Genomic DNA, 23662 nt, shown 5'->3' with positions numbered 1-23662 from the left:
TTTATTTAATTAATGTGAGTGATCCTTTTTCTGTTATGGTATGATTGTAAAAGGTTTTAGCTGTTATCCTGAAATAGTAATTACCGTTTTCGGCATCTAAATCCTTAATTTTTCCACGCCATCCATGAATGTTTACTCCTGTTTCAGTATAAATAATACCTCCCCATGTGTCATAAATATCAAGGGTCACATTGTTTAATCCCTGAAAGACAGGTGCAAATGAATCGTTGATTCCGTCATTATTTGGTGTAAAAGCGTTTGGCATAACTAAGGTGTATCCTTTTTCTACAAGAATACTGGTTTCATAAGAATACTGGCATCCAAAAGGATAATTAACGACTTGTTTTATAGTATAGGTGCCCTCTCTGGTGTAAATGTGTTTTGGATTTGTTTCAGTAGAAAAATTGCCATCTCCAAAATCCCATGACATGCTTGTAAAATCTCCTGTGGCTAAATTTGTAAATATAACCGGGTCGTAAACGGCATAGAGGTCAAACATCTCTTTTCCGTACGAACTGGTAGAGAAGCCTGCTACACCTAAAACAGGTGTTTTAACATTATGAACTACGTCGGCAGTACAGCCAAAACTATCAGTAACGCTAAAAATGACTAATCCTTTATTATCGGTTTTCATTATTTCACCATTCACACCGGAAATAACTCCATCTGACCATTTTAATGTGTAAGGTGGAATCCCCCCTTTAACATGCCCCACAAATGTTTGATCTACAAATTTGGTTTCACAATTAAAATCAGTTAAAATTTCTATTGTTGGAGTAAGCTGTTCAAATCGCGTAATTTTAAACGTATCTGATTTTTTGCAGCCTCTTGAGTCTGTTACCGTAACAGTATAATTGTAAGGGGTGAGTTGGCTCAAGTCTTCAGTTCGTGCACCATTAGACCAAACATAGGTATAAGGAGCTGTACCACCTGTAACAACAAGATCAATGACACCGGTATTTGCTTTAACACAATCAAGCGGGTTTGAAACATCTCCTCTTATCTCTAATTCCAATGGATCAACAACAATATATTCTGCTTCTATTACACATAATTTAGCATCGGTAATTTTTACGTTATAACTTCCAGGGCCAAGGTTGTTTCTTTCGATTCCTGCAGTAGAACCATCACTCCATTCCAGTTTAAGCGGTGCCTGTCCGCCAACAAGGTTGAGTCGGATGTGTGCGTCATTTGCTCCATGGCAAGAAATGTTTTGAAAGTCCGGATTGATCATAAATACCGGGGCATTGTTAACCGTTATAGGAAAATCTTTCGGGCATCCCAAGGCATCAGTAATGGTAATTAAATAGTTTCCTGCAGACAAATTAGACTGTTCCATGCCAGTTCCTAAATTGCTCCATTTTATAATATACGGATCGCCGGTTGTAAAAGGTACTCCTCCTGTGATAGAATTAATTTTTATAACTCCATCTCTAACGCTGTAACAAGTTAAATGAGTAACAGAGGTATTTAATTTTATTTCAGGATTTTGAAGTATTTCAACCTTCAATGGAACGTTACATCCGGAATTATCCGTAACGGTTAAATTATAAGTACCGGCATAAAGGTTCTTTAAATTTTGAAGATTACTTCTAAACCCGTTTGGTCCAGTCCAGCTGTAACGATGAGCAGGTCTTCCTCCAGACGAACTCACATTAATTTCACCTGTATTATATCCGTAGCATAAAACATCTACCTGGCTTTCCCATTTTACTTCCAGTAATGGAGGCTCGATAATGGTAAAACTGGTTCCTGTAAGTTCGCCACAATTATTGACTTCTGTTATTTTTACCTGATAAACTCCTTTGTCCAGATTATTCAAATTCCCCGAATTCCCGGGATAAGGATTTCCATCTTTTGTCCATACAAAATTATATGGAGGTGTTCCTCCTGTTACAGAGGTATTGATGGTGCCGTTTTTTAATCCAAAACAGGTTATATCATTTTTACCTTCGCTTGCAATTCTAAATTCTCCTGGCTCTGATACATTATATGAAGTAGTAAAAGGACAGCCTCCATTATCTGTGATAGATAAAAAATACAAACCAGCTTTTAAATTAGAGATATCCTGATCTGAGCTAGTAAATCCGTTAGGGCTTGTCCAGGATATTGTATAAGGTTTTCCTGTTGTACGAGGTGTTCCTCCACTTATAATTAAGCTGATTGAGCCATCATTAGATCCGTAACATTTGCCATTTTTTATAGTTTGAACGACTTTTATAGTTGGTTCTACTGTAACTGTAACTGTAAAATCTGGGCCAGGACATGAAGCAGATATTGGAGATACAGTATAGGTTACTGTTGCCGGACTGGCTGTATTGTTTATTAATGTCTGGCTGATACTTGCTCTTGGGCTGGATTGCGCACTTGCACCGCTTATCGCACCCGGCGGAGAAACTACCGGATTAGACCACACATAAGTAGTTCCCGATGGTACATTATCTGTTGTTCCGTTACTGACAGGTATAATTTGAAAAGTATTTCCACTGCATATTTTTGCTGTTTTAGGGGTTATAACAGGCGAAAGAACCATATCTACAGAAAAGTTTCTGGATACTTCTGTTGTTCCACAGCTATTTGTTACCCTAAAAGTTGCAACATAATTACCGGTTGCAGTATAATTAATAGCTCCCGGATTGAGTGCTGTAGAAGTTGAAGGTGTACCTCCGGGAAAACTCCATGAATAAGTGATTTCTGATGGAGGGGAACATGTTTCTTCTACTTTTCCTTCAGGATAAATCGTTGCCGATTTACAAAAATCTGAGATTGGCTTTAGAGAAATAACAGGTTTCTTTTTTACCTGAATTTGCTGTGTGTTATAATTATAAATTCCGCAAGAATTGATTGTTCTTAATCGAACAGTATAAACTCCCGGAGTTGTAAAATTAAAAGCCGGATCTTTAGAGGATGAATTTGTTCCGTTTGCAAAATTCCACGATCCTCTTCCTGATCCGGGAGATGTTTCCTTACCGCAAAAGGCTTCATAATAACTTATAACTTCCCAATAGAAGCTTGAAGCTCCACAGCTTAAATTTGTATCGGTAGTATTGGTTATCTGAACTGTTTCTGAAGCACAGGCATTAACAAAAGTAAATTGTGGCTGCAATACAGGTTCAACACATATGTATTGTGCAGCAGGAGTGATTCCTACACCACATGGCGTTGTAGCGTTCAAGGTAACTTTATATCTTCCCGGTGCTGCATAGGAGTGATATGGATTAACCTCTCTAGAAGTTGTTCCATCCCCAAAATCCCAGGTATAAACATTTACAGTACTACAGCCATTAGTATAACCGGCATAGGTTGAATTATTGAAATAGACACCTGAATTTACACATGCAACAGATGGTATGCTAAAACTTATTACCGGTACATCTAAAATAATAATGGGTCCTGCAGTAAGATAGGTGCTTCCACAGGATGTTGTTATAGTTAAGGTTACGGTGTTTCCTGACGGACAGTTGGCTCTTGTAAACTTATGGGGAATAGGGAAATTTTGTGAAGCCTGAGGATTTAGACTGTTGTAATAAGAAGAAGCTTCCAGTTGAGACTGAGTATAAGTTTGAGTAGAGCCATCGCCATAATTAATATAATAATTAGTATCAGAAGGATTAAGAGCCCAGGAACCAATTGCAAAATCCATTGGATCTACCGGAACACATAAATTTGTTGTGTTTCCCGGAGCGATAAGTGCACCAATTGGGTTATTGGAATTTTTAACTACATAAGTTACAGAATTATTACAGCTATTATTTCCAACAGCTGTAATCACCATATTAAAAGAACCTAATTTCTGGTATTGGTGACTTTTTGGAAAAGTAACATTTGTATCTGTACTGCCATCTCCCCAGTCGACATTATAGGATGTAATACAAGAAACTGAACTGGAACTGTTTCCAACATTAATAGAGTATTTTGGATTTGAGTTATTATCCCCACATCTTTCAAAAGGTTTATTAGAACCCGGAGCATTCAGGTCAGTAAACTTCAAATCAGGTTTCTGTTTTACAGAAATAGATTTTGTAATCGAACCTGTCTGACCAGTAGCGTCAGTTACGGTTAGTTTTATACTAAAATTTTGGATTCCGCATCCAACAGCTGTAAAGCTATGACTTGGATTCATCTCAGTAGAAGTTTTTCCGTCTCCAAAATCCCATTTATAAGAAAAGGGAGTGCTGCCGGCTACTATTGGGGTAAACGTAACAGGAGTTCCTGAGCAGGCACCATCATTAGTAAAGCTAAAATCTACGACTGGTGCTGTAAAATTGCAGTAATCTTTATATGTAAAATTATTCCTATCGTTACGATTATAACTATGGGCAGCAGTAGAAATGATTAAAATAAAAAGTAATGATAAGAAGTAAAGTTTCTTCATGTAGTATAATTCGGTTATTTTCGGGCGTAAAAGTATGTGTTTTTTTTTAATCAAAAAAAGATTACGAATAATCATTTTTTTAATTTTATACTTCAATATAAAACTTACGGTATTAATGGTGGTTTTGTATTGTCTGATAACATATTTATTTAGATTATTCTATAAAATTCTTTAATTTATAGAATAAAATAAAACTTAAAGGATCAATTCTAACTTAATTGTATCATACTTTGGTTTTGTATAAAAATCAAAAGAATGACGGGAAGAATAATATGTTTTTTGTTATCTTGTAAAAATTGTCGGGCAGATGTCGGGTAATTACATAATAAAAAAAGCGCAAACCCTTATTTGTAAAGGAATGCACTTTTAAAATTTTGACCTCCTTGGTACAGAATTCGAACCTTTTACTTGAAGATTTCCAAGTTTTAAGCGAGTTGACAGAGTTTTAATAATGAAGGCATTTGATTGACCGAGTTTATTAAAAAGTTGCAACTAGCCTAAATGGGGCTTCTACAAAGCACATCTAATTGTATGAAATACAAAGTCCCTTAAGTTTAAGGATATCTAGTAAATCAACAAAAAGTTTATCATTTGTTCCAGCAATATTGAAAGGTTAGACTTAATAACATTGTATTTATATATGTAATAACTCGAAAGGCTTATTGATAAAGTTTAAAGTTAGTTTTCTATAACTCATCTTCCACGATTAGGTCAACATTTTTTAGAATAAGTTCTTCTAATTTCCGTTTGTGAATAACAATTTTCAACTTTTCTTGCAAAATATTTTTCAATGAAATTTTCTACATTACTAATTTCATCATTTAGTAAATGATAAAAATTTCATAGTCTCGAACGACTCGATTTTTAATAATTGTACCCTTAAAAAAGAAAGATTCAACAACTTTGAGAAAGGCGTTTGAAAAGGAGTTTAGAAAGCTTCCTGACAACTTAAAGCTGTCTTTGACCTATGACAACGGAACAGAGATGGCGCAACACAAAACCTTTACTAAAAACGCCAAAGTAAAAGTCTATTTTGCCCATCCCTATAGTCCGTGGGAAAGACCAACAAATGAGAATACAAATGGATTAATTAGAGACTATTTCCCCAAAGGAACTGACTTTAATTTAATATCAAAAAAGCAACTCAAAGAAGTACAAAATCAGCTTAATGAAAGACCTGGAAAAACCCTAGAATATGAATCACCACTAAATACAATTAGCCGATTATATAGGAACCAAAATTTTATTTAATAATTAGCTAAATTCAAATCCCAAGTTATTGGAGTTATGCATTTTTCTAGAATTTATTTTACGATAACTTTTTTAGTAACACGTTTTGCATTCTCTTTTTCGATTACAATAAAATAGATCGCTGGAGAGAGATTACTACAATCCACTGCCAAAGTACAATTACCTATTGCAAATTTTTGAGAAGCTATGTCTTTAACCGCAGCCCCACTAGAATCAACTAATCGAACAGTTATATTTTGTTCTTTTTCATTATAAAACTCTAAATTCGTATTGCCATCAATAGTTGGGTTAGGAAATACGATTATTTCGGTTTCGTCCGATTCAATTTGCGTTACAAATTCTTTTGATGTTGCCATACGATTGGTAGCAGCTGCAAATGCAATATAACCATTGCAATGCATCATCTGGCTGCTTCCGCCACCACCACAAGTGTTGTTTGAATAAAATGCTGTATTAACCGTTTGATTTTCGGCTTGTAAAACCGCACTATCCACTTGCAAATAATCTACCTCTACATCTCTATTTGCGATATCATTTACAACTTCTAGACGTACAGCACCTGTAGCTGTTGACGACGTGCTATAATTTGCAAAAGCCGTAGTGAGGTTGTATGTAGCAATTACATTTCCGTTGATTCGCAATTGTAATTGAGCACCAGTAGCGGTACCACGAGCTCTAGTTACAAAATTACGAGTTGCCACAGTAGTACCACAACCACCAAATGGAGCGGGTGCAGGACAACAAGAAAGCGATGGGCGACCGCCTAAATAAGATTTTAACCATGTCATTGCTGGGCGATCTACAAAATTTCCATAAAGTAATCCAGAATCAGTTCCGCCAGCACCAGAGGCACCATTACCATTGATCCATGTATTGCCTTGAATATAACCCCACAATGTAATACCGGCTACTCTTGGATGTTCCCAGGCTACTGGAATTAGACTAGCGTAAACATCTCTTTGTTTGGTCTCGTTAGGATTAGCGGGTTGGTCAAACTCAGTAATATGAATTGGAACACCAGTTTTTGTCCAGATTTCATCGATACATGCTTTAAAATTTGCAGCAGTTAAATTTTCAATACCATGTGCCTGTAAACCTACACCATCAATCAGATTTTTTGTTCCATTTGTAAGGTTTGGAGCATTTTTTACAGCATTTACCATCGCAATATAAGGTGCACGACAGTTGTTCCAGTTCATTTCTACATTGTATTCATTAATCAATAACGTAGTATTTGGAAAATTTTTTCTAGCCAGTTGAAAACACCAAATTACCCAACCATATTGATTATTGATATCACCTGCATTGGCTGGTTCTGCTCGATAACCTGCAGTAAGAGCAGCCTTATAATTAGCTGTCATTGGTGTATTTACTGGCTCATTTAATACATCAATCATTTTTAGACCGCCCAAAGGGTTGTAATGGTCAGCTGTGGCTTTTATGAAGGCTTGTACCGAAGCTTGTATCGTTGCTACACTAGCACTTGCAACCCAACCTGGTGTTTGAGCACCCCAAACTAAAGTATGAAACTTGAATAGTCCGCCACTGTTTTTGGCTTGATTGTAAGACACATCAGAACCAGACCAATTGTAAACTCCTTTTGTACCTTCAATCGAGCCCCATTTTGAAGCATTTTCACTAGTAGTCTGATTCCAAAATGTATTGTAATTACTTGGAACACTGTTTTGAATAATATTTCCAAAATATTTTCCTTTACATTTTCCCAATTGAGCTTGCGCATTATTGCCCAATACTATAGCTACTAGTACTAACAATACCCACTGAATTCTAATTGAAATTCTATTATTTTTCATAATTATGTTTTTTATTAATATTTAGGTGTAATCTTTATTTCTTAAAAGTTTTGCATTAATCCTAAATCGTAAGGAATTTTGATATAACTACCAAAATTTCCATTTACCACACCTTGTATAAGGACTTCACAACGATCAATATTATTTATTTCCATTAATTGATTGTTTCCTGAACGCAATATTTCACCATGTGAAATCTGATCTGTCCAATGCTCATTCCGTTCTGTTAAATTTGCTTTTGTAGCCCATGTTTCTGAAACTTTAGTCCATGTTCCGTTAAGCGTAGTAGCCGACCAAAGCTCGAAGTACCTTGCAGCATCTTCGACCATCATATAAAATTTACCATCTGCTTTGTTTTTATATACATGAGGGGCTTCAAAAGTATTTGTTGCAGCAATTGTTGGCGCTTCCCAACCATTTGGAAAATTAGCGATCGTAGTTCTACGTCTTTTAATAGTATTTGAACCATCTTGTGCAGAATAAAAACAATATACATGGCTATTATCAGCAATGCACCAAAAGTCGATACCATCATTAATTCCCATTGTTTTACCTGCTGCCCAACCTCCGTAATTGGATACACTCGTATTGGTAGAATATGTGGCACCTAAACCCGATTGATAGATTAAATACCATTTTCCTTTTACAGGAAAGTTGAATACTTGCGGGGCACAAAAATATCCTCCACCATTTAACGAATTCATAAACCTACGAGGATCGGCTTTCATATTGAATAATGAGACTGTGTTTACATAACCCATCTTCCAGTTGTTTCCATCTGTACCGGTATAAAACACATGCCATTTACCACCGTCGTAAACAAGTGTTGGATCTTTTACGGCAACAGATTCAAAAGAACCCGCTGCACCTTGTTCAAAAATTTTGCCAGTAACACTCCATTTTGGACTTGAAATTACACTGACTTTTGCGTTTTTTTCAGTTTTACCGATAACCTCTGTTGATGAAATGACTTCATCAGGTTTACTACAACTACATGCCATAATCACAAAGGAAGTTACAGCAAATTTTAATAAATTGTTTTTTTGATTTTTCATAATTATTTTTAAGAATTAACTTACCAAAGATAATAAACAAAATAATTAAAACGTAAATAATTCTGACAAAAATTAAACTATTCTTTTTTTAAATAAGTTTTTTATGTAGTAATCATTAAAAAAATAACAAATTATTGAAATAAAAGTATTTGTAAGTTTTAACAAAATCATCAAAAAAACACCCAACTACGTACCCAATTATACTTCAATTTAAAGGAACTCAAAAGTTCTTAAAGCCAGATTTTACGAAAGTTTACAATGTAAATTATCTCGAAGCTAAGAGACAAAAATGAGTTCAAAGACATCAATACGTTTTAAATTACCAAAGGAGAAACCGATGTTATTTATGTTTGGAATGGCAGTTGGCAAATTGCAACCTACAATGAGAACTAAAGTATTTTCATGATTTTAACATATAAGTTAAAAACATTACAGGATTCGAACCAGAAAACTCAACAAACATAAGGGTTTGTTAATCACTCTAAAATATCGAAGCTTTTGTCGAATGAGAAAAAAGCCTGTAAAATCAATGCTTTACAGGCTTTTTATTTTTTCTTGTGACCATGGAGGGATTTGAACCCTCACGCCCTTGCGAGCACCACCCCCTCAAGATGGCGAGTCTACCGTTTCTCCACATGGCCTAAAAATAAAAAAGGTCAAGTAAATGAATACTCGACCTTTTGTGACCCGACTGGGGCTCGAACCCAGGACCCCATCATTAAAAGTGATGTGCTCTACCGACTGAGCTATCGAGTCATTGCTTTCAAGAAATTTAATTTGTTTATCACAAAATTTGTGACCCGACTGGGGCTCGAACCCAGGACCCCATCATTAAAAGTGATGTGCTCTACCGACTGAGCTATCGAGTCATTTAATTCCTTGAATGCGGGTGCAAATATAAGGAGTTTATTTTATTAATTGCAAGCAAATTTATTATAAATTTGTCTTTTTTTAATCAAATTTTACAACACCTTAGTTTATAAGGTTTTATTACAATGAAAAAAATCATCTTATTAGGTTATATGGGTTGCGGAAAGTCTACAATTGCCCAAAATTTATCAAAAATTACCAATATTCCATTTTTAGATTTAGACAAATGCATCGAAAAAAGAGCGAATTTATCCATAAATGAAATTTTCGAACAGCACGGAGAAGTATATTTTCGAAAATTAGAACACGAAATGTTTGTAGAATTACTTCAGTCTTCAGAAAATAATATAATTGGTTTGGGGGGCGGAACACCATGTTATGCTAATAACCATGAATTATTAAAACGGGATGATGTTGTTTCTGTTTATTTAAAAGCATCGATTGATACCTTATATAGTAGATTGGTGCATAACAAAAGCAAACGCCCGTTAATTGCCAATATGAACGAAGAAGAAATGAAAGAGTTTATTGCGAAACATTTATTCGACAGAAGCTTTTATTACAACCACGCGCAGCATAAAGTTTCTGTCGATGATAAAACCGTTGAAGAAACAGTTCAGGACATTTTGGAAATATTAGCTTAAAAAAGCATAATCGTTTCCGTTTTCGCCAAAAACAACCTGTACATGTTCTAATAAGGATGTAGAAAGAGAAATTCCTTTAAAATCGGCTTTTACCGGGTATTTTTTGTGATTTCTGTCAACAAGTACCGCGGTTTTGAATTTCTTTAAAGGGACGTTCAGGAAATGACGAACAGCGTAAATTAATGTAGTCCCCGAATTCAAGACATCATCAACCAATACCAAGCCTTTATTTTCATATTGTGTGATAGTAAGGGAAGTTTGTATTGGTAAGTGAGGATTTTGTTTGTCTACGATAACTTCGCACAAAGAGATTTTAAGGGTAGAGATAGTGCTTAAAGCTAAAGCAATTTTTTCGGCAAAAATAGATCCGTTAGAAGCAATTCCGGCAATTACAACTTCTTCTTCATCAACAAAAGTCTCGTAAATCTGATAGGCAATACGTTTTATTTTATGTTCAATTTCCTGATTGGTTAAGATGATGTTTTTGCTCATGATTTATTTTTTTTGCTAATATATAACTAATTTAAATTCCAATATAGAAAATCCAAATTCCAATTTTGAAATGTATACGAGACTTTTTTTAAAAATTTTGGAATTTGGCATCGAATTTTTAAGTTTTGGGATTTGGAATTTAAATATTGGATTTTCTTAAATTTTGAAATTTAAATCTCATCCTGATCTTCTTCATGTATTTCATCTCCATAGTCATCAATATCTCTACGGTCTTTTTTGGTTGGTCTGCCTGTACCGCTTTTGCGATAATGTTCTTTGGAGAGTTTTAACAACTCTAAATGAGCATAAGTCTCAGGAGGAGTTTCGTTCTTTCTGTAGATATCAACTAATTTTGCGCCTACACGGCTTTCAGGAATATCTAACACAGTTATAATTTGTGTAATTTGATCCTTTCTAAACGTAATTCTATCTGTAGGAAAAACTTCTTTTGAGGGTTTTGCTACCTGACCATTAACCGTAATGTGGTTCTTTTTGCATGCCTCAGTAACCATATTTCGTGTTTTGTAATATCTTACGCACCACAGGTATTTATCTATTCGCATAATTTTTCTAAAATCGGAGTTAAATTCTTTACAAAAATAAATCAATATTGTATCTTGCGCACCTAAAAAATTAACAATAATGAATAAATTTAAATATTTTTTTATTTTACTGATTACAGGTGTTATTTTGGTTTCCTGTAATAAAAACGACGACGATGATGATGTAAAGCCGGTTCCGTTGAGAGATTATACGGAACAATATAATACGGATAATACTAATATTGAAGAGTATTTAAATACATATTACATTACAGTTATTGATAGTCCTGGTAGCCAGGAAGATCAGGATGTTGCAATATCTAAAATTACTGATCCCGCAACTCAGCCTTCTATCATGTCGTACCTTAATAGTGCTTCTTTTCCAAAACTTTTAACAAGAAATATTAGTTTAAATGGTGTTGCGTACAAAATGTATTATTTGGTATTGAGAGAAGGTACGGGTACTTCGCCTATGAACACAGATGCTGTTTTAGCTGCTTACAAGGGAGAGTATATGACTCGTGTTGAGGCAACTACTACAGCGCCAATAGTGCCGGCTCATTTAACAACAACGCTTTTTCAGGAAATCAAATTTCCTCAGGCTCCCCTTGATTTGTATGGTAGTGTTATGGGATGGAGCGAAATCTTTCCTCAGTTTAAAACCGGAACCAGTGCTGTACAGACAGATGGAACTGTAAAATATGAAAATTTTGGTGCAGGTGTATTGTTTATTCCATCAGGATTAGGGTATTATACAGGGAATTCAAGAGGAAGTGTAGTTATTCCGCCTTATTCGCCATTAATTTTTAGTTTCAAATTATATGATCTGGAAAGAATGGATCATGAGCTTGGGGTAGTAAATGGTGTTAGTGCATATGTTGGTGATGGAGTTTTTGATTATCAGGAAGATATTAATGGCGACGGATACGTATATGATTATCGTAATACAACATTATATCCTAATGCACCGGTAAATTTAGATGATACAGATGGTGATGGTATTCCTGATTTTATTGATATAGATGATGATGGTGATGGATATAGAACCATTGTAGAAATTGCAAAACCAACTGCTGAGGTTGGAGGTAGTTTTGGTCCAAGCAGGTATTATCCGTTTGAAGCATTTAAGATTGTAGACGATCCAATGACTCCAAATGTAAATGAAAGTTTAAATAGTGAGCCAAAAGGAATTCCACGAAGACCTACAGGTGTTCTTACTAATCCTAATTTGCCGGAGTCTTCAAGTAATCCTAGAAAGTTTACAGAGGAGGATTACATTGCCTCAGGAAGATTAAGAATACATTTAGATAATTCTTATCCTTATAAAAACTAAAAGTCAAGAAAATCATAAAAAACCTCGAAATGTGAATTTCGAGGTTTTTTTATGATTAAGAAAATTGAAATTATTTTCTTTTGATAACTTTTTCTACAGCTTCAACAATTGCCTGATTGTTTAGTTTGTATTTCTCCATTAATTGCTCTGGAGTTCCTGATTCACCAAAACTATCGTTTACAGCTACAAATTCTTGTGGAGCAGGAGTGTTTAAAGCCAATACTCTTGAAATGCTTTCTCCAAGACCTCCAAGAATGTTGTGTTCTTCTGCAGTTACAACACATTTAGTTTTTGCAATTGATTTTAGAATAGCTTCTTCATCAAGAGGTTTAATGGTGTGAATGTTGATTACTTCTGCAGAAATCCCTTTTGCTTCAAGAGCTTCAGCAGCAACTATTGCTTCCCAAACTAAGTGTCCTGTTGCTACGATTGTAACGTCAGTTCCTTCGTTTAATAAAATTGCTTTTCCAATAACGAAAGGTTCGTCAGCAGGAGTGAAGTTAGGAACAACCGGACGCCCAAAACGCAAATAAGCCGGACCGTGGTGATCAGCTAATGCTAACGTTGCAGCTTTTGTCTGATTGTAATCGCAAGTGTTGATTACAGTCATTCCAGGTAACATTTTCATTAATCCTATATCTTCTAAGATCTGGTGAGTTGCTCCGTCTTCTCCAAGGGTTAGACCAGCGTGAGAAGCGCAAATTTTTACGTTTTTATCAGAATAAGCAACAGATTGACGAATTTGATCGTAAACTCTTCCTGTAGAAAAGTTAGCGAAAGTTCCTGTAAAAGGAATTTTTCCTCCAATGGTTAAACCTGCAGCGATTCCAATCATGTTCGCTTCTGCAATTCCGATTTGGAAAAAACGCTCCGGGTGATTTTTTTTGAATTCATCAAATTTTAATGATCCAATTAAATCAGCACAAAGGGCTACTACTTTTTCGTTTTTTTGACCTAATTCAGTCATTCCCGCTCCAAAACCTGAACGGGTATCTTTACTTCCTGTATTTGTATATTTTTTCATTTTGTTTTTTTGCTTTGGGCGATAGGCTTTAGATAATAAACATGTCGTTTATTGCTTTTGGCTTAAAGCTTTTTTTTAATAATCGATTTGATCTGCAGAATAGTTTTGAGCCAATGCAGCCGCTAACTGATCGTTGTTTGGTGCTTTTCCGTGCCATGCATGTGTATGCATCATAAAGTCAACACCATTACCCATTTCAGTATGTAATAAAATACAAACCGGTTTTCCTTTTCCTGTTCTCGATTTAGCATCAGTTAAACCTGCAATGATAGCATCGATATTATTTCCTTCAGCAATTTCTAAAACATCCCAGTCAAAAGCTTCAAATTTAGCTCGAATACTTCCCATTGCTAAAACTTCGTCAGTTGTTCCGTCAATTTGTTTTCCGTTAACATCGATAGTTGCAATCAGGTTGTCTACTTTTTTAGCAGAAGCATACATGATAGCTTCCCAGTTCTGACCTTCCTGTAATTCACCGTCTCCGTGTAAAGTGAAGATTAAGTGATTATCGCCATTTAATTTTTTAGCCTGAGCTGCTCCAAGAGCTACAGATAAACCTTGTCCTAATGAACCAGAAGCCATACGAACACCAGGTAAACCTTCATGTGTTGTTGGGTGACCTTGCAAACGAGAGTTTAATAGTCTGAAAGTTGCAAGTTCTGAAACAGGGAAATAACCGCTTCGTGCTAAAACGCTATAAAATACAGGTGAAATATGTCCGTTTGAAAGAAAGAATAGGTCTTCTCCAATTCCGTCCATATCAAAACCTTCTTTGCGTTCCATAATATTTTGGTATAGCGTTACCAAAAATTCAGTACAACCTAGTGAACCACCTGGGTGACCTGAGTTGACAGCATGTACCATTCGAAGAATATCTCTTCTTACTTGGATAGTTAAATCGCTTAATTGTTGTGTGTTAGGCTTCATTTTATATGTAAAAGTTAAACTGGTGCAAAAGTAAATTTTATTTTGCGGTAAGACAAATGATTTTTTGCTTTAGTTTGCCGTAATTGTTAAATTCAGGTAGTTTTTTTATTGATCTTGAAAAAAACGTTGAAATGTTTTAAGTTTTTTGAATTAGAGATCTGTATTTGATTGTCTTTTGACGAAAATTTAAAACAACAAAGCCCTATCATGGAGCTTTGTTTGGAATGAAATTAATGTATTGTTATTTTGTGTCGCCTTCGCTGTAGAAATTGTTTTCTTCGTCTTCCGATCCAATTTCTTCCTGTTCATCATCAAGCTCAGAACCCGGAATATCTAAATCATTTCCGATTTTGTCACTGTTTTGTTTCCACTCATGATCTTCCTGATTTATAATGAGTTTTTCTCCTGAGATCCCTTCCGGATCAATGTCTTCGAGGTTTTCTTCCTGATTGTAAATGTCTTCGGTTGGAGGATAATCTAAGTTTTCCAGATTTCTTTCGATGTTTTTTTCAATTTGAGCATCCTTAATCTGATCTGTTTTTTCTTCTGAGTTTATCATGATTTCTAATGTTTAGTTGATAATTATTTCTTATAAAATTATAAAAGGAAACCATTTACATTGTTATATTTTACTATTGTGATTGTTGTAAGTTTTACATTTGATTATTGTTGGTAATAGATAAATCCTGGTCTTGCGTTAGGGATAGCAGCGACATCTCCCGATTTAGAAAAACAAGGCTTTTTAGCCGTAGTTTTTGTTATTGGGAATACAGCGAATAGCCCGACCGTAGGGAACGCCCAAAATAAATTTGAAAGACCAGGTGCAAAATCTGAAAATTCAGTGGTTAAGGTTTAATGTTTCAAGTCCTTGAAAAACATTATCTGATTTTCTAATTGACAAATTTTCTAATTAATAAAAATTCCCTCAAATTAATCTATCTTTGCGCTCTGAAAAAAGAAACAGATGAAGTTTGATTTATTACAAAAAGATCCGCAGTCTAAAGCAAGAGCGGGGAGTATTACTACAGATCATGGCGTAATTGAAACGCCTATCTTTATGCCTGTTGGAACAGTTGCTTCTGTAAAAGGCGTACATCAGCGTGAATTGAAAGACGATATTAATCCGGATATTATTCTCGGAAACACATACCATCTGTACTTGCGTCCACAAACGGAGATTTTGGAAAAAGCAGGTGGACTGCATAAGTTCATGAATTGGGATCGTAATATTTTGACTGATTCAGGAGGATATCAGGTATATTCTCTTTCGAATAACAGAAAAATTAAGGAAGAAGGAGTAAAGTTTAAATCACACATTGATGGTTCGTATCACTTTTTTACTCCGGAGAATGTAATGGAAATTCAGCGTACCATTGGAGCCGATATCATTATGGCTTTTGACGAATGTACACCGTATCCTTGTGATTACAGATACGCACAGCGATCTATGCACATGACACACCGATGGCTGGATCGTTGTATTAACCATTTAGATAAAGTTCCTTATAAATACGGATACGAACAAACGTTTTTTCCTATTGTTCAGGGAAGTACTTATAAAGATCTGCGTCGTCAATCTGCTGAATATATTGCTAATTCAGGTCAGCAGGGAAATGCAATCGGAGGACTATCAGTAGGGGAGCCTGCTGAGGAAATGTATGCGATGACAGAAGTGGTTTGCGAAATTCTTCCGGAAGACAAACCCCGTTATTTAATGGGAGTTGGAACGCCAATTAATATTTTGGAAAATATTGCGTTAGGAATTGATATGTTTGATTGTGTGATGCCAACGCGTAATGCGAGAAACGGAATGTTGTTTACTGCAAACGGAACAATCAATATCAAAAATAAAAAATGGGAAGCTGACTTTTCTCCAATTGATGAAATGGGACATACTTTTGTAGATACAGAATATACAAAAGCATACTTACGTCATTTGTTTGCAGCCAACGAATATTTAGGAAAACAAATTGCAACGATTCATAATCTTGGTTTTTATATGTGGTTGGTTCGTGAAGCCAGAAGACATATCTTAGCAGGAGATTTTAGACCATGGAAAGAAATGATGGTTAAAAATATGAGTCAAAGACTATAAAAAATGTTTCAGGTTATTTTTGTTTCAGGTTTCAGGTTTCTGTAGAGAAACTGAAACCTGAAACTTAAAACTTGAAACTTTTGAACCTGAAACAAAAGTTTTATGTTAACGATAATAGATAAGTATATTTTAAAAAGATATTTAGCCACTTTTTCGGTGATGATTCTTTTATTTATTCCGATTGGGATTGTAATTGACGTTTCTGAAAAGGTGAATAAAATGCTGGAGAACAAAATTCCGTTTACCGAAATTGCGATTTATTATTACAATTTTACGGTTTATTTTGCGAACTCCTTGTTTCCGATATTTTTATTTTTATCAGTAATCTGGTTTACTTCTAAACTGGCCAATAATACAGAGATTATTGCGGTTTTAAGTTCGGGAATTTCATTTACACGTTTTTTAAGGCCTTACATTATTGGGGCTTCTATTGTTTCTGTTTTTGTTCTTTTAATGGGTTTCTTTATAGTTCCGGCAGCCAGTGAAGGGTTTAATAATTTTAGGTATACGTATCTAAAAGGGAATGGAAAACAACTGATGCGTGGTGAAAACACGAATGTTTACAGACAAATAAATGACAACGATTTTATTTTTGTAAATAGTTTTAATGAGGAGACTAAAACAGCTTTTAATTTTTCATTGGAACATTTTGAAAAGGACAAACTGACTTATAAAATTACCGCAAGCCGAATTACCTGGGATCCTAAAAAGAAAACCTATATTTTGTATGATTATACCAAGAGAACTCTTGGGGAATTGAATGATAAAATTGAAAAATCTCCAGACAAAAAAGTTCATTTTAAGTTTGAACTGGCAGATTTAACCCCGGTGGTTTACATTGCCGAAACACTTTCACTCGGAAAATTAATCGATTTTATTGAAAAGGAAAGAAAAAGAGGTTCCGGAAACATCAATACTTATTTAGTAGTGCTTTATAAAAAATACAGTGTACCGGTTTCAGCTTTTATTCTAACTATTATTGCAGTTGCAGTTTCGTCAATGAAACGCCGTGGCGGAATGGGAACTAATCTTGCAATTGGAATTGCAATTGCATTTTCATTTGTTTTTTTTGATAAAATATTTGGTACACTTGCCGAAAAATCTACATTTTCACCTTTATTAGCTGTTTGGTTTCCGAATATTGTATTTGGAATTTTGGCAGTTTACTTATTACGTAATGCGAAACGATAATTTAAAAAGTTATTTAAATCTTCATTTAATTGTTTTTATATGGGGGTTTACAGCAATTTTAGGCGCTTTAATAACTATTGATGCAGAGAATCTGGTTTGGTACAGAATGCTGCTTGCCGGAGTTTTTCTGGCTGCTTTTATAGTTTATAAAAAACAATCTTTTGTCATATCAGGAAAGTCTTTTGCTAAATTAATTTTTGTCGGATTATTAATAGCGCTTCATTGGATTTTCTTTTTTAAAGCAATTCATGTTTCTAATGTTTCGATAACATTGTCAATATTCTCTCTGGGTGCTTTTTTTGCATCATTGTTAGAACCTCTTTTTTATGGAAGGAAAATATTGTGGTATGAAGTTTTTTTTGGATTAATAATCATTGGAGGCTTAGCTTTGATTATGCAGGTTGAAGTAAAATATCTGAATGGAATGTATTACGCTTTGGCTTCGATTATTTTAGGGGTTTTATTTACTTTAATGAATGGGAAATTGATTTCTGATCATCAGCCTTCTGTTATTACATTTTATGAATTTGGTGCAGGAGTTTTCTTTATATCCATTTATTTTTTGGTGCAGGGAAAATTCACAGCTGATTTTTTTACCATGTCATTAAACAATTGGGGGCTGTTACTTATTTTAGCTTCGGTTTGTACTGCTTATGCTTTTACGGCATCGGTAAAAGTAATGCAGAAATTAACACCTTATACAGTAATGTTAACGACTAATTTAGAACCTGTTTACGGAATTATGCTTGCCTATTTTATTTTGGGAGGAAAAGAAAAAATGAGTACTGAATTTTATATTGGCGCTCTGATAATTGTAATTACAGTTATTTTAAACGGTGTTTTCAAACATTATAAAAACAAAGAAAAAGTGTAATATTTACCTTATGTTTATTTTGCATTATTCTATTTAAATACAAATTATTTATACCAATGATATAATATTTTTATATTTGCGGTTCGATTTAAAAACAAAATTCAAAAATCCATGGAATATTTAGATTTTGAGCTTCCAATAAAAGAACTTGAAGAACAATTAGAAAAGTGTGTTATAATTGGAAAAGAATCTGACGTTGATGTTACGCCAACTTGTAAGGAAATCAACAAGAAATTAGAACAAACTAAGAAAGATATATACAAAAACCTTACGGCCTGGCAGCGAGTACAATTGTCAAGGCATCCAAACAGACCTTATACTTTAGATTATATCAGAGCCATTTGCGGCGAAACTTTTTTAGAGCTTCATGGAGACAGAAACTTTAAGGATGATAAAGCTATGGTGGGAGGCCTTGGAAAAATAAACGGTCAGTCGTTTATGATTGTGGGACAACAAAAAGGCTTTAATACAAAAACACGTCAGTACCGTAATTTTGGTATGGCAAATCCTGAAGGATACCGCAAAGCTTTACGTTTGATGAAAATGGCAGAGAAATTCGGAATCCCGGTTTTAACTTTAGTAGATACACCGGGTGCATATCCCGGACTAGAAGCTGAAGAAAGAGGGCAGGGAGAAGCAATCGCAAGGAATATTTTCGAAATGGTTCGCCTTAAAGTGCCAATTATTACGATTATTGTTGGAGAAGGAGCTTCAGGCGGAGCTTTAGGAATAGGTGTTGGAGATAAAGTTTATATGTTAGAAAATACCTGGTATTCTGTAATTTCTCCAGAATCATGTTCTTCAATTTTATGGAAAAGCTGGGAGTACAAAGAACGTGCTGCTGATGCTTTAAAATTGACTTCATCTGACATGAAAAAGCAAAAATTAGTTGATGATGTTATTCCGGAACCACTTGGCGGAGCACATTATGACAGAGAAACTACTTTTAAAACCGTAGCTGAATATATTACGAAAGGATATAACGAATTGAAAGATTTATCAACAGCCGACTTAATTGCCCAAAGAATGGACAAGTACAGTAATATGGGTGAGTATAAGGAATAAATTTATATAAATTGATTTAAAATCCGAAACCTTACAGTTTCGGATTTTTTTTGGTTATGAACAAAAAATACTTATTTATAAACAATTATTACTTATAACTCAATAGTAATGTTTTTTTTAATTTCGCTAATTTCGCTATATGGAAAATTTCAAAAATATAAACCCTGTAAAGGTAGATAAAACCACTATTATTAATCTGGAGAAAGGAAAATTGCCACCGCAAGTTCTTGATTTAGAGGAGGCTGTGCTTGGTGCTATGATGATTGATAAAAAAGGGGTTGATGATGTAATTGATATTTTACAGCCGGATGCTTTTTACAAAGAGGCACACAAACATATTTTTGAAGCCATTATACAGCTTTTTACAGAAACGCAGCCAATTGATTTACTTACGGTATCAAGTCAGTTAAAAAAGAATGGCAAATTAGAATTAGTTGGAGGTGATTTTTATTTAATACAGCTTACACAAAAAATTGCGTCTTCGGCACACATCGAATTTCATTCACGTATCATTCTTCAAAAGTTTATCCAAAGAAGTTTAATTCGAATTTCATCTGAAATTATTGAGGCATCGTATGACGAAACTACGGATGTTTTCGATTTATTAGACCAGGCCGAATCAAAACTATATGAAGTAACTCAGGGAAATATCAAACGTAGTTCTGAAACTGCACAAAGTTTAGTTTTACAAGCTAAAAAGAAAATTGAAGAAATTTCTAAAAAAGAGGGATTAAGTGGTGTGGAAACCGGTTTTACTAATTTAGATAAACTGACTTCCGGATGGCAACCCAGTGATTTAATTATTATTGCAGCAAGACCTGCGATGGGAAAAACGGCGTTTGTACTTTCTATGGCCAGAAATATTGCTATTCAATTTGGACACGCAGTAGCCTTGTTCTCTCTGGAAATGGCATCTGTTCAGTTGATTACCAGGTTAATTTCGTCTGAAACAGGATTGTCATCAGAGAAATTACGTACTGGTAAATTAGAACCTCACGAATGGACTATGTTGAGTACCAAAGTAAAGGACTTAGAAAAAGCCCCTTTATTTATTGATGATACCCCATCGCTTTCTATTTTCGATTTAAGAGCAAAATGCCGTCGTTTAGCTTCGCAACACGGTATTAAAATTATCATTGTCGATTATTTACAGTTAATGACTGCAGGAGGAAATAATAAAGGTGGAGGAAATCGTGAGCAGGAAATCTCTACCATTTCCCGAAACTTAAAAGCTTTGGCAAAAGAACTTAATGTTCCGGTAATTGCACTTTCTCAATTATCGCGTGCTGTAGAAACACGTGGATCCAGCAAACGTCCTTTACTTTCAGATCTTCGTGAATCTGGAGCAATTGAGCAGGATGCTGATATTGTTTCGTTTTTATACCGACCAGAATATTACAAAATTGACGAATGGGATGATGATGAAGCTTCGCCAACCGCTGGTCAGGCAGAAATCATGATCGCAAAACATCGTAATGGTGGCATCGAAAATGTTCGTTTAAAATTTATAGGGCACCTTGGGAAATTCGATAACCTTGATGATTTTTCAGGCAGCTATGATGATTTACCATCAAAAATGAATCACGATGACAACCCTTTTATCACTAAAAACCTTCCTTCTGCGAATGAAGCTTTCGGAAGTAATTTAAATGATGACGATGATGACAGTGATGTGCCGTTTTAAAACGGCATAAAATAAACTTACTATAAAGAAGAGGGGAAATCATTGGATTTTTCCCTCTATGAGGTTAAAGGAGTATAGAAGCTTTTTCATAAACAAAATAAACACCATCTGCAAGTTGCAAACACAGTTCAAAAGAATACTTTGAAAAGAGAATGTGTTGCAAAAAAAAAAAGGCCTTGATTTTGACTCAAGACCTTTCGTATTATTTTAAAAAATGAACTTATTTAAAATTCCATCCTAGTGTTACACCAAAAGCTACAGGTTTAATTTCAGCATCTTTATCAGTACTGTACAAGCCATTAGTTTTCCTATCAGATGCAGATGTTGGGTTATAACCAATATAGGATTCATTCTTGTTTTGGTCTAAAATTGTACCATATCCATTTTCCAGAAACATGGCCGCATATAACGAATTCTTCCTTCCCATATCAAATGTAAATCCTAACTCAAAAGAACTCATTATAATTCCTTTCGTTTTATACTCTCCTGATGAGGAATAATTATCCTGGCCACCAAAACCATATTCTGGTAAATCATCAATAGTCAGGTTTACATCTGGATAATAAGCGCTGCCATTTACGTAATCGGCTGTTGCTTTAATTTTATAGTTTACAGGTAAAAAATATTTAGCTCCGGCTCTAAAATTAAAATCAATACCCTTGTTAATATTTGTTTTATACTGCACAAAAAGAGGGATTTGCACAGCATGTAAAGTTTGTTTTTCTCTATAATTGTTGGTAGTAACGTTATAAACAAATGCTGAAGTTGAAGCATCAACTTCAAAAGTAGAAAGTGTTGCAGAAGGCTGAGACAAAGAAACTTCTTGTTTGTATTGTGAGAACTCTAGCCCTGAACCAATACCAAAATGAGTATTTAAAGAGTAGATATAACCTGCTTTTACAGCTCCGCCAAGGCGATTACCTGTTTGTATACCAGTAATATCACTCTGAATATTCCCTATTCCCGACTGTATACCTACATAAAACTGTGCAGCTATTCCTTGGGAAATTAAGAAAGCTATAGTTCCAATTATGTTTTTAATATTGAGTTTCATAGATGTAAAATTTATTTTTTAGTGTCCCTATACGTTATCGCCTTTTTACTCATTGCTTTTTGTTCACACAAATTTGTTGTTAATGACGATTTCATACTTGTTTTTAAATTAGAATAATCCATCCTCATTCATTAAAAATGAGGATGTCATATTCTGTAAATTATTTTTAATTTTTAACGAGAAGGTTTTTTGTAAAATATTTACCATTTGCTAAGGTCATTTTTACAATATAAATTCCTTCAACGCTCGGAGCACTCATGTCAATAGTATTTTGACTTGGGTTTGTAATAGTAGTCAGTAAGTTACCTGTTAAATTATAAAGTTCAACACGTGCATTTTGTAATCTGCTTGTACTAACATTCGTTATCAATTGGAAACTTGCATTGCTTCTAACAGGGTTTGGAACAATTCTTATGTACTCTTCTTCTATTGTTGGAGAGAAAGTCAACGTACAGGTTGTAATTAATGTTCCGTCTAATTTTGTTGCTACGGCATAATAAGTTCCATTCAAGGCAGCACTTTCTTTGAAATATTGTGAAGTTTGACCCGGAACTAAAACCCCATTTTTATACCAGCTATACGATTTAAAACTCTTAGAACTATTGTCAAAGAATATAATATTTTCAAATTGTTTTCTAATCAGGTTAGGCTGACTAGATACTACCGGTAAAACTACAGCCGGAGCTGCGTTGTAATTCATGTTGCCTGGTTGCGAAGCTGTTATAGTTGCAGACCCATAATTTTGGAAAATTAATGAATTATTTGAAACAGTAGCAATGTTAGTATTGGAAGAAGCATAATTTACAGCTAAACCACTATTAGCAACAGCAGTCAAAACAATACTAGTTTCTCCATTACAACCTAATCCCAAAGTCTGATTCCAGGTAATTACCTGATCTGCTTTCGTAATAGTAAAATTTGAGCCATTATACATAATGGTATAATTTCCACCGGCACTTAAGGTACCTTGTGTGATAGTGTAAACACCCACGTTCTCTCCAGCAGTTCTGCTTAAAGCTCCAGTGAAAGAATCACCACTTACTAAACTTGGAGAAACCGTATAAGCAAAAACAGGATCTGTTGTTCCATATACTTTGGTTTGTGAAGCATTTGCTGTTACTGTGATAGGTTTTGCCGTAATAGTAAAATCTTTGCTTACATAAGTAATGGTATAATTAGATCCAGCACTCAAACTTCCTTGTGTGATAGCATAGTTTCCAATATTCTCTCCAGTAGCTCTGGTTAAAGTTCCAGTGAAAGAATCGCCACTTACTAAACTTGGAGAAACCGTATAAGTGTAAACAGGATTTACTGTTCCATAAACTTTTGTTTGTGAAGCATCTGCCGTTACTGTAATAGGTTTTGCCGTAAT

At 34.7% G+C, this 23662-nt stretch carries 17 protein-coding genes, 3 tRNA genes and 1 pseudogene; 8 read left to right on the top strand and 13 right to left on the bottom strand.

Going from position 1 to position 23662, the window contains the following annotated elements; genetic code table 11:
• Position 1 precedes the first annotated feature (1 nt).
• Positions 2–4375, bottom strand: a complete 4374-nt coding sequence (locus FLACHUCJ7_RS25590; protein ID WP_317170913.1) for a PKD domain-containing protein — start codon at positions 4373–4375, stop codon at positions 2–4.
• An 849-nt stretch (positions 4376–5224) separates the two neighbouring features.
• On the opposite strand from FLACHUCJ7_RS25590, the pseudogene FLACHUCJ7_RS12960 reads away from it, so the two are divergent.
• A pseudogene (locus FLACHUCJ7_RS12960) lies at positions 5225–5626 on the top strand (IS30 family transposase); the annotation flags it as partial.
• Positions 5627–5679: 53 nt separating this feature from the next.
• Here the strand turns inward: FLACHUCJ7_RS12960 and FLACHUCJ7_RS12955 are convergent.
• The 5 genes from FLACHUCJ7_RS12955 to FLACHUCJ7_RS12935 all read right to left on the bottom strand — a co-directional run bounded on the left by FLACHUCJ7_RS12955 (position 5680) and on the right by FLACHUCJ7_RS12935 (position 9364).
• Complete coding sequence (locus FLACHUCJ7_RS12955) at positions 5680–7440, bottom strand: endo-1,4-beta-xylanase (RefSeq protein WP_180909171.1); 1761 nt, start codon at positions 7438–7440, stop codon at positions 5680–5682.
• A gap of 41 nt (positions 7441–7481) precedes the next feature.
• Positions 7482–8495 (bottom strand): non-reducing end alpha-L-arabinofuranosidase family hydrolase, encoded by a 1014-nt coding sequence (locus tag FLACHUCJ7_RS12950; RefSeq protein WP_078226011.1) that lies wholly within the window; start codon positions 8493–8495, stop codon positions 7482–7484.
• Between the two features lie 558 nt (positions 8496–9053).
• Positions 9054–9136 (bottom strand) — tRNA-Leu (locus FLACHUCJ7_RS12945).
• A 42-nt stretch (positions 9137–9178) separates the two neighbouring features.
• A tRNA-Lys gene (locus tag FLACHUCJ7_RS12940) sits at positions 9179–9251 on the bottom strand.
• Between the two features lie 40 nt (positions 9252–9291).
• Positions 9292–9364, bottom strand: a tRNA-Lys gene (locus FLACHUCJ7_RS12935).
• A gap of 126 nt (positions 9365–9490) precedes the next feature.
• On the opposite strand from FLACHUCJ7_RS12935, the gene FLACHUCJ7_RS12930 reads away from it, so the two are divergent.
• Complete coding sequence (locus FLACHUCJ7_RS12930) at positions 9491–10009, top strand: shikimate kinase (protein WP_078226012.1); 519 nt, start codon at positions 9491–9493, stop codon at positions 10007–10009.
• Here FLACHUCJ7_RS12930 and FLACHUCJ7_RS12925 read toward each other — a convergent pair.
• Together FLACHUCJ7_RS12925 and FLACHUCJ7_RS12920 are read right to left on the bottom strand one after the other, a co-directional pair.
• Positions 10001–10501, bottom strand: coding sequence for a phosphoribosyltransferase domain-containing protein (locus FLACHUCJ7_RS12925; RefSeq protein WP_180909170.1), 501 nt, complete (start codon positions 10499–10501; stop codon positions 10001–10003). The genes FLACHUCJ7_RS12930 and FLACHUCJ7_RS12925 overlap by 9 nt on opposite strands.
• Positions 10502–10671: 170 nt before the next feature.
• Positions 10672–11064 carry an RNA-binding S4 domain-containing protein gene (locus FLACHUCJ7_RS12920; protein WP_078226014.1) on the bottom strand — a complete coding sequence of 131 codons (393 nt, stop codon included), beginning with the start codon at positions 11062–11064 and terminating at the stop codon, positions 10672–10674.
• 79 nt (positions 11065–11143) lie between these two features.
• Here FLACHUCJ7_RS12920 and FLACHUCJ7_RS12915 point away from each other — a divergent pair, with 79 nt between their 5' ends.
• Positions 11144–12376 carry an FKBP-type peptidyl-prolyl cis-trans isomerase gene (locus FLACHUCJ7_RS12915; RefSeq protein ID WP_180909169.1) on the top strand — a complete coding sequence of 411 codons (1233 nt, stop codon included), beginning with the start codon at positions 11144–11146 and terminating at the stop codon, positions 12374–12376.
• A gap of 70 nt (positions 12377–12446) precedes the next feature.
• Here FLACHUCJ7_RS12915 and FLACHUCJ7_RS12910 read toward each other — a convergent pair whose 3' ends face one another.
• The 3 genes from FLACHUCJ7_RS12910 to FLACHUCJ7_RS12900 all read right to left on the bottom strand — a co-directional run bounded on the left by FLACHUCJ7_RS12910 (position 12447) and on the right by FLACHUCJ7_RS12900 (position 14886).
• Complete coding sequence (locus tag FLACHUCJ7_RS12910) at positions 12447–13400, bottom strand: transketolase family protein (RefSeq protein ID WP_031457391.1); 954 nt, start codon at positions 13398–13400, stop codon at positions 12447–12449.
• Positions 13401–13475: 75 nt separating this feature from the next.
• The gene (locus FLACHUCJ7_RS12905) at positions 13476–14327 is read right to left on the bottom strand and encodes a transketolase (protein ID WP_031457392.1); all 852 of its coding nucleotides are present in this window, start codon (positions 14325–14327) and stop codon (positions 13476–13478) included.
• 241 nt (positions 14328–14568) lie between these two features.
• Entirely contained in the window at positions 14569–14886 is a 318-nt protein-coding gene (locus FLACHUCJ7_RS12900; RefSeq protein ID WP_078226016.1) for a hypothetical protein, read from the bottom strand.
• A 405-nt stretch (positions 14887–15291) separates the two neighbouring features.
• Here FLACHUCJ7_RS12900 and tgt point away from each other — a divergent pair, with 405 nt between their 5' ends.
• The 5 genes from tgt (at position 15292) to dnaB (ending at position 21236) form a co-directional block, all read left to right on the top strand.
• The gene (gene tgt / locus FLACHUCJ7_RS12895) at positions 15292–16422 is read left to right on the top strand and encodes a tRNA guanosine(34) transglycosylase Tgt (protein WP_031457394.1); all 1131 of its coding nucleotides are present in this window, start codon (positions 15292–15294) and stop codon (positions 16420–16422) included.
• A gap of 102 nt (positions 16423–16524) precedes the next feature.
• A complete protein-coding gene (locus tag FLACHUCJ7_RS12890) occupies positions 16525–17613 on the top strand; it encodes an LptF/LptG family permease (protein WP_180909168.1) in 1089 nt (362 codons plus the stop codon).
• Positions 17600–18487 carry a DMT family transporter gene (locus tag FLACHUCJ7_RS12885; RefSeq protein WP_180909167.1) on the top strand — a complete coding sequence of 296 codons (888 nt, stop codon included), beginning with the start codon at positions 17600–17602 and terminating at the stop codon, positions 18485–18487. Before FLACHUCJ7_RS12890 ends, FLACHUCJ7_RS12885 begins: the two co-directional genes overlap by 14 nt.
• Before the next feature lie 111 nt (positions 18488–18598).
• Positions 18599–19552: an acetyl-CoA carboxylase carboxyltransferase subunit alpha gene (locus FLACHUCJ7_RS12880; protein ID WP_031457397.1), complete on the top strand. Its 954-nt coding sequence runs from the start codon at positions 18599–18601 to the stop codon at positions 19550–19552.
• A gap of 139 nt (positions 19553–19691) precedes the next feature.
• Positions 19692–21236, top strand: coding sequence for a replicative DNA helicase (dnaB, locus tag FLACHUCJ7_RS12875; protein WP_078226019.1), 1545 nt, complete (start codon positions 19692–19694; stop codon positions 21234–21236).
• A gap of 220 nt (positions 21237–21456) precedes the next feature.
• Here dnaB and FLACHUCJ7_RS12870 read toward each other — a convergent pair whose 3' ends face one another.
• Together FLACHUCJ7_RS12870 and FLACHUCJ7_RS12865 are read right to left on the bottom strand one after the other, a co-directional pair.
• Complete coding sequence (locus FLACHUCJ7_RS12870) at positions 21457–22290, bottom strand: outer membrane beta-barrel protein (protein ID WP_180909166.1); 834 nt, start codon at positions 22288–22290, stop codon at positions 21457–21459.
• 166 nt (positions 22291–22456) lie between these two features.
• Positions 22457–23662 (bottom strand): MBG domain-containing protein (locus tag FLACHUCJ7_RS12865; protein WP_180909165.1); only part of this gene is annotated, 1206 nt, incomplete at its 5' end.

Source organism: Flavobacterium salmonis, assembly GCF_903819435.1.
In the GTDB taxonomy this organism is placed as follows: Bacteria; Bacteroidota; Bacteroidia; order Flavobacteriales; family Flavobacteriaceae; genus Flavobacterium; species Flavobacterium chungangense.
The sequence above is the reverse complement of the archived record's forward strand: the minus strand, read 5'-3'. Positions and strand labels throughout refer to the sequence as shown.

Bases quoted from the DNA above. Each gene is read 5' to 3' on its own strand.
- FLACHUCJ7_RS25590 (WP_317170913.1), bottom strand. From the start codon at position 4,375: ATGAAGAAACTTTACTTCTTATCATTACTTTTTATTTTAATCATTTCT.
- FLACHUCJ7_RS12955 (WP_180909171.1), bottom strand. From the start codon at position 7,440: ATGAAAAATAATAGAATTTCAATTAGAATTCAGTGGGTATTGTTAGTA.
- FLACHUCJ7_RS12950 (WP_078226011.1), bottom strand. From the start codon at position 8,495: ATGAAAAATCAAAAAAACAATTTATTAAAATTTGCTGTAACTTCCTTT.
- FLACHUCJ7_RS12930 (WP_078226012.1), top strand. From the start codon at position 9,491: ATGAAAAAAATCATCTTATTAGGTTATATGGGTTGCGGAAAGTCTACA.
- FLACHUCJ7_RS12925 (WP_180909170.1), bottom strand. From the start codon at position 10,501: ATGAGCAAAAACATCATCTTAACCAATCAGGAAATTGAACATAAAATA.
- FLACHUCJ7_RS12920 (WP_078226014.1), bottom strand. From the start codon at position 11,064: ATGCGAATAGATAAATACCTGTGGTGCGTAAGATATTACAAAACACGA.
- FLACHUCJ7_RS12915 (WP_180909169.1), top strand. From the start codon at position 11,144: ATGAATAAATTTAAATATTTTTTTATTTTACTGATTACAGGTGTTATT.
- FLACHUCJ7_RS12910 (WP_031457391.1), bottom strand. From the start codon at position 13,400: ATGAAAAAATATACAAATACAGGAAGTAAAGATACCCGTTCAGGTTTT.
- FLACHUCJ7_RS12905 (WP_031457392.1), bottom strand. From the start codon at position 14,327: ATGAAGCCTAACACACAACAATTAAGCGATTTAACTATCCAAGTAAGA.
- FLACHUCJ7_RS12900 (WP_078226016.1), bottom strand. From the start codon at position 14,886: ATGATAAACTCAGAAGAAAAAACAGATCAGATTAAGGATGCTCAAATT.
- tgt (WP_031457394.1), top strand. From the start codon at position 15,292: ATGAAGTTTGATTTATTACAAAAAGATCCGCAGTCTAAAGCAAGAGCG.
- FLACHUCJ7_RS12890 (WP_180909168.1), top strand. From the start codon at position 16,525: ATGTTAACGATAATAGATAAGTATATTTTAAAAAGATATTTAGCCACT.
- FLACHUCJ7_RS12885 (WP_180909167.1), top strand. From the start codon at position 17,600: ATGCGAAACGATAATTTAAAAAGTTATTTAAATCTTCATTTAATTGTT.
- FLACHUCJ7_RS12880 (WP_031457397.1), top strand. From the start codon at position 18,599: ATGGAATATTTAGATTTTGAGCTTCCAATAAAAGAACTTGAAGAACAA.
- dnaB (WP_078226019.1), top strand. From the start codon at position 19,692: ATGGAAAATTTCAAAAATATAAACCCTGTAAAGGTAGATAAAACCACT.
- FLACHUCJ7_RS12870 (WP_180909166.1), bottom strand. From the start codon at position 22,290: ATGAAACTCAATATTAAAAACATAATTGGAACTATAGCTTTCTTAATT.